General features: G+C 40.1%; 5 protein-coding genes. All 5 read left to right on the top strand.

The features are described 5' to 3' along the window. Positions 1-1,059 (top strand): quinone-dependent dihydroorotate dehydrogenase (locus tag IBX42_RS11135; protein ID WP_294932926.1); only part of this gene is annotated, 1,059 nt, incomplete at its 5' end. A 43-nt stretch (positions 1,060-1,102) separates the two neighbouring features. Next, positions 1,103-2,359, top strand: a complete 1,257-nt coding sequence (locus IBX42_RS11140) for a pitrilysin family protein (protein WP_294932928.1) — start codon at positions 1,103-1,105, stop codon at positions 2,357-2,359. Beyond that, complete coding sequence (gene dapA, locus IBX42_RS11145; RefSeq protein ID WP_294932930.1) at positions 2,360-3,253, top strand: 4-hydroxy-tetrahydrodipicolinate synthase; 894 nt, start codon at positions 2,360-2,362, stop codon at positions 3,251-3,253. Between the two features lies 1 nt (position 3,254). After that, positions 3,255-4,022: an enoyl-ACP reductase gene (locus IBX42_RS11150; RefSeq protein ID WP_294932942.1), complete on the top strand. Its 768-nt coding sequence runs from the start codon at positions 3,255-3,257 to the stop codon at positions 4,020-4,022. 69 nt (positions 4,023-4,091) lie between these two features. Then, positions 4,092-5,003, top strand: coding sequence for a uroporphyrinogen-III synthase (locus IBX42_RS11155; protein ID WP_294932944.1), 912 nt, complete (start codon positions 4,092-4,094; stop codon positions 5,001-5,003). The last annotated feature ends 39 nt before the right edge of the window (positions 5,004-5,042 follow it).

The raw sequence follows: 5,042 nt of genomic DNA on the forward strand, positions 1-5,042 counted from the left end.
ATGATAGATTATCAAACCATTAAACCTTGGCTGTTTAAGCTCCAACCTGAGAGCGCTCACCATCTTGCAGAGTTTGCACTTAGATTGCCAAATATCTGCCAAATACCTTTCAACCCTTTTTTGGAGTCACACTTTGTGACAAACGAGATTTTAAAGCAGGAGCTCTTTGGGCGTACTTTTTTAAACCCTGTAGGACTTGGTGCTGGTTTTGACAAAAATGCAACCATGATTCGCGGCATACAGATCTTGGGATTTGGTTTTACAGAGATAGGAACCGTTACGCCTAAGCCTCAAGAGGGAAATCCAAAGCCTAGAATGTTTCGTCATGTTGAGGAGCGAAGCATTCAAAATGCGATGGGCTTTAACAATGACGGACTCCTAAGGGTTCAAAAAAGATTAAAGCAGAGGTTTCCTTTTACAACCCCAATAGGCATAAACATTGGCAAAAACAAAGTCACTTCCGAAGCCGAAGCCATCAACGACTATACGACGCTCATCAAGGCGCTTCATGAGCTTGGCGATTATCTGGTTATCAACATCTCGTCTCCAAACACTCCGGGTTTAAGAGATTTGCAAAATGAAGAGTTTATAACAAGGCTTTTTAAAGAGGCTAAAGCGATAACCACAAAGCCGATTTTACTAAAAATCGCGCCCGACATGAGCAAAGAGGATGCGGTTGCACTCACAACGCTTGCAGTAGAAAAAGGGGCTGATGGCATCATAGCTACAAATACAACCGTTGATTACTCGCTTGTAAAAGAGCCAAAAGATATAGGCGGGCTTAGCGGTGCGGTTCTTTGTGAGAAGAGTTTTGAGATATTTGAAGCGGTTGCAAAAGAGCTTTACGGTAAAACGACACTTATCTCAGTCGGCGGCATCGACTCTGCCAAAGAGGCATACAGACGCATAAAAGCGGGAGCTTCTCTTGTTCAGATCTACAGCGGGCTTATCTTCGGCGGACCTGACATGATAAAAGAGATAAATATGGAGCTTACCGAACTGATACGTGCCGATGGGTACACAAACATTACACAAGCAATAGGCGCGGATAGAAAATAGCATGAAATTTATTTTAGCACTCACACTCATCACAGGAGCATTAATGGCATCATCACTACCAAAATATGAAACAAAAACACTCAAGAATGGACTGCAAATTGTTGTTATACCGCTAAAGAACAACACAAACGTCATCAGCACCGATATTTTTTACAAAGTCGGAAGCAGAAATGAAGTTATGGGCAAAACAGGAATTGCTCACATGTTAGAGCACATGAACTTTAAATCTACAAAAAACCTCTCTGCCGGTGAGTTTGATAAAGAGGTAAAGAGTATTGGCGGCATAAACAACGCTTCAACAAGCTTTGATTACACACACTACTACATCAAATCAAGCACGCAAAATCTCGACAAATCGCTTGAACTCTATGCAGAGCTTATGCAAAACCTAAACCTAAAAGACAAAGAGTTTCAGCCTGAGCGTGACGTAGTTGCAGAAGAGAGACGTTGGAGAACAGAGAACTCTCCGCTTGGCTATCTCTACTTTGCACTCTTTAACAACGCTTATGTTTACCACCCTTACCACTGGACACCGATTGGTTTTATGAACGATATCCAAACATGGACGATTCAAGATATTAAAGATTTTCACAAAACGTACTATCAGCCCAATAATGCGATTTTAATGGTAACAGGTGATGTAGATCCAAAAGAGGTTTTTAAAAAAGCTAAAAAGAGATTTGAACATCTGAAAAACGGGCCAAAAATACCTGAGTTTAAATTTGTAGAACCTGAACAAGACGGGCCAAAAAGAGTTACTATAAAAAGAGAGAGTGAAGTTGAGATGATTGCCATCACTTTTCACATACCTAACTTTAAGCATGAAGACCAAGTAACGCTGAGTGCAATATCTGAGATTTTATACTCAGGCAAAAGCTCAAGACTCTACAAAGAACTTATGGATAAGAAACATCTTGTAAACAGTGTTTATGCGTACAATATGGAAAATATAGACCCAGGTCTTTTTATATTTTTGGCTACATGTAATCCTGAAGTAAAAGCAGAGGATGTTGAACGTGAGCTTATAAAACAGATAGAGCTTATAAAAAACAAACCCGTAACGCAAAAAGAGCTTGAGAAGGTAAAGATAAATTCTAAAGCTGATTTTATCTACTCACTGGAGAGCTCAACTTCGGTGTCAGATCTCTTTGGAAGTTATCTTGTACGCGGAGATTTGACGCCGCTTTTGACTTATGAAGAAAATATTGAAAAAATTACACAGGAAAAGGTACAAGAGGTCGCAAACAAGTACTTTGACTTTGACAAATCGACAACACTTATTTTAAAAAAAGGGAACTAGATGGATATCGTAACAGGCTCAACAACTGCCCTCATCACTCCGTTTAAGAATGGAAAACTTGATGAGCAAACCTATGCAAACCTCATAAAAAGACAGATAAAAAACGGCATAAACGCAGTTTGTCCGGTCGGAACAACAGGGGAGAGCGCCACTCTTACCTATGAAGAGGATAGACGATGCATAGAGATAGCGGTTGAAGTTTGCCGCGGAACTGACACAAAAGTTCTTGCGGGCGCAGGGAGCAACTCGACTGCAGAAGCTGTAGAGGCCGCAAAAATAGCTCAAAAATGCGGGGTTGATGCTATATTTTCCGTTGCACCATACTATGTCAAGCCGTCTCAAGAGGGACTCTATCAGCACTACAAAGCCATAGCCGAAGCAGTAAGCGAAACACCTTTTATGCTCTATAATGTTCCGGGACGCACAGTTGTTGATATAAGTGCGGACACCGTGATAAGACTATTTGATGATGTTAAAAACATCTACGGCATTAAAGAGGCAACCGGAAGCATTGAGCGAAGCGTAGAGCTTCTCTCTCGCAGACCGGAACTTAAAGTATTTAGCGGCGATGATGCGATTGATTACCCAATCCTTGCAAACGGAGGAGCTGGTATAACTTCCGTTACGGCGAACCTGCTTCCCGACTTAAAAAGCGAGCTTGTACGACTAGCTCTTAGCGGTGAGCATAAAGGCTCAAAGGCACTAAACGATATGCTTTTTCCAATCAACAAAGCGCTCTTCTTGGAGTCAAACCCTATTATGATAAAAGCTGCCATGTATATAGCGGGGCTTATTGAAACATTGGAATACAGACTTCCTCTTGTTGCCCCAAGTATGCAAAATATGAAGATACTAGAAAAAGTTATGAAAAACTATAAGATTAAGGGATTGTAAAATGAAGGGAAAAACTCTATTTGTAAGCGGAGGAACTCGCGGAATCGGAAAGGCAATCGTCTACGCTTTTGCCGAAAAAGGGTGTGATGTGGCATTTACCTATGCGACAAAAGCAGATACCGCAAAAGAGATTATCGCAGACATCGAGTCAAAATACGGCATAAAAGCCAGAGCTTATGCACTTAATATACTTGAGCCTGAGACATATAAAAATGTCTATGAAGAGTTTGACAAAGATTTCGAGAGACTTGACTTTTTTATATCAAATGCCATTATATCGGGTCGCGCAGTTGTCGGCGGATTTGGACCTTTTATGAGACTAAAACCAAAAGGTTTAAATAACATCTATATAGCAACAGTAGCTGCCTTTGTCCTTGGTGCTCAAGAAGCGGTTAAAAGAATGGAGAAAACGGGCGGCGGAAGCATCATCAGCATGAGTTCGACCGGCAATCTTGTCTACACTCCAAACTATGCAGGCCACGGCACAAACAAGGCTGCGGTTGAAACGATGGTTCGCTACGCAGCAGCAGAACTTGGCGAGAAAAACATAAGAGTAAACGCGGTAAGCGGCGGACCTATTGATACGGACGCTCTTAAAGCCTTCCCTAACTATGAAGAGGTAAAGAGAGAAGTAGTAAGACGCTCTCCGCTCTCTAGAATGGGAGAGCCTGAAGACCTCACGGGAGCATGTCTCTTTCTTTGCGGCAATGAGTCATCTTGGCTTACAGGACAGACAATCGTCATTGACGGCGGAACTACTTTTCAGTAGAGCGCCTCTTCTGCTAAAGTAAATATTTTTCTAAAAAATATTTACTCAGATGATGCTATCATGCACTTCATGAAAAATATAGAAAAACTCATTGAACCGTTAAATCTTATCTATTATGAGTATGAAAAAAGCTCCAACTCTTTTATACTTGACAGAAACTACTCTAATGAGCATATCTTTGAAGAGCTCATAAAAATTACCTATCTCCTTAGCAAACAAAATATCAATTTTTTTGTTGATGAAAAAAAATCACTCGTTCTCAATGCTAAAAACTCCATTTTTTTAAAAATGAAAAGATACATAGATTCATTTTTTGAAAATATCAGAAACAGCTCTTTAAACATCTATATACTAAATGACAAGAAGGTCAAATGGGCTAAAAACCTCCCTGTAATTAAAATCCAGACCATAAAAGTAGACTTTGACTTTTCAAAATATGACGCCATCATCTTTACATCTAAAAATGCAATCTACTCACTAAACTCTTACAATAAAGAGTGGATGACAAAACCGGTCTATGCAATAGCTCCCCAAACAGCAAAGGTAGCAAGCAATCTGGGAGCAAAGATTAAATTTGTCAGCAAAGAAAAACATGGAGATGAGTTTGCGACAGAGCTAATTCCTCTTTTAAAAAACAAAAAAGTACTCTATATTAGAGGCTCCAAAGTAGTTACCCATCTTGTTGAGACACTAAACTCAAACGGGGCAATTTGCGACGAAGCTATCGTTTATAGGACTGTATGCGTAGAGTTTACAAAAAAGATAAAGCTTCCGAAAAAGTCCGTGATTATCTTCTCCTCTCCCTCTACAATCGAGTGTTTTTTAAAAAATGCCAAGTGGGACGAGAGCTACAGAGCGGTCTCTATCGGTCACACAACACAAAAATATTTTCCACCATACATAACTCCCCATGTATCTGAGACTACTTCATTAGACTCATGCGTAAAAAAAGCGATTGAACTTAGTCGCTATAACTCTTAAAAACGTTTAGTTTTCATTGTACTTAGAGCTGTATAATGA

Origin of the sequence: Sulfurimonas sp., assembly GCF_014859695.1 — a bacterium.
Taxonomy (GTDB): Bacteria; Campylobacterota; Campylobacteria; order Campylobacterales; family Sulfurimonadaceae; genus Sulfurimonas.

Excerpts from the sequence above, each read along its gene's own strand:
- IBX42_RS11155 (WP_294932944.1), top strand. The coding sequence starts at position 4,092 with ATGAAAAATATAGAAAAACTCATTGAACCGTTAAATCTTATCTATTAT.
- IBX42_RS11140 (WP_294932928.1), top strand. The coding sequence starts at position 1,103 with ATGGCATCATCACTACCAAAATATGAAACAAAAACACTCAAGAATGGA.
- dapA (WP_294932930.1), top strand. The coding sequence starts at position 2,360 with ATGGATATCGTAACAGGCTCAACAACTGCCCTCATCACTCCGTTTAAG.
- IBX42_RS11150 (WP_294932942.1), top strand. The coding sequence starts at position 3,255 with ATGAAGGGAAAAACTCTATTTGTAAGCGGAGGAACTCGCGGAATCGGA.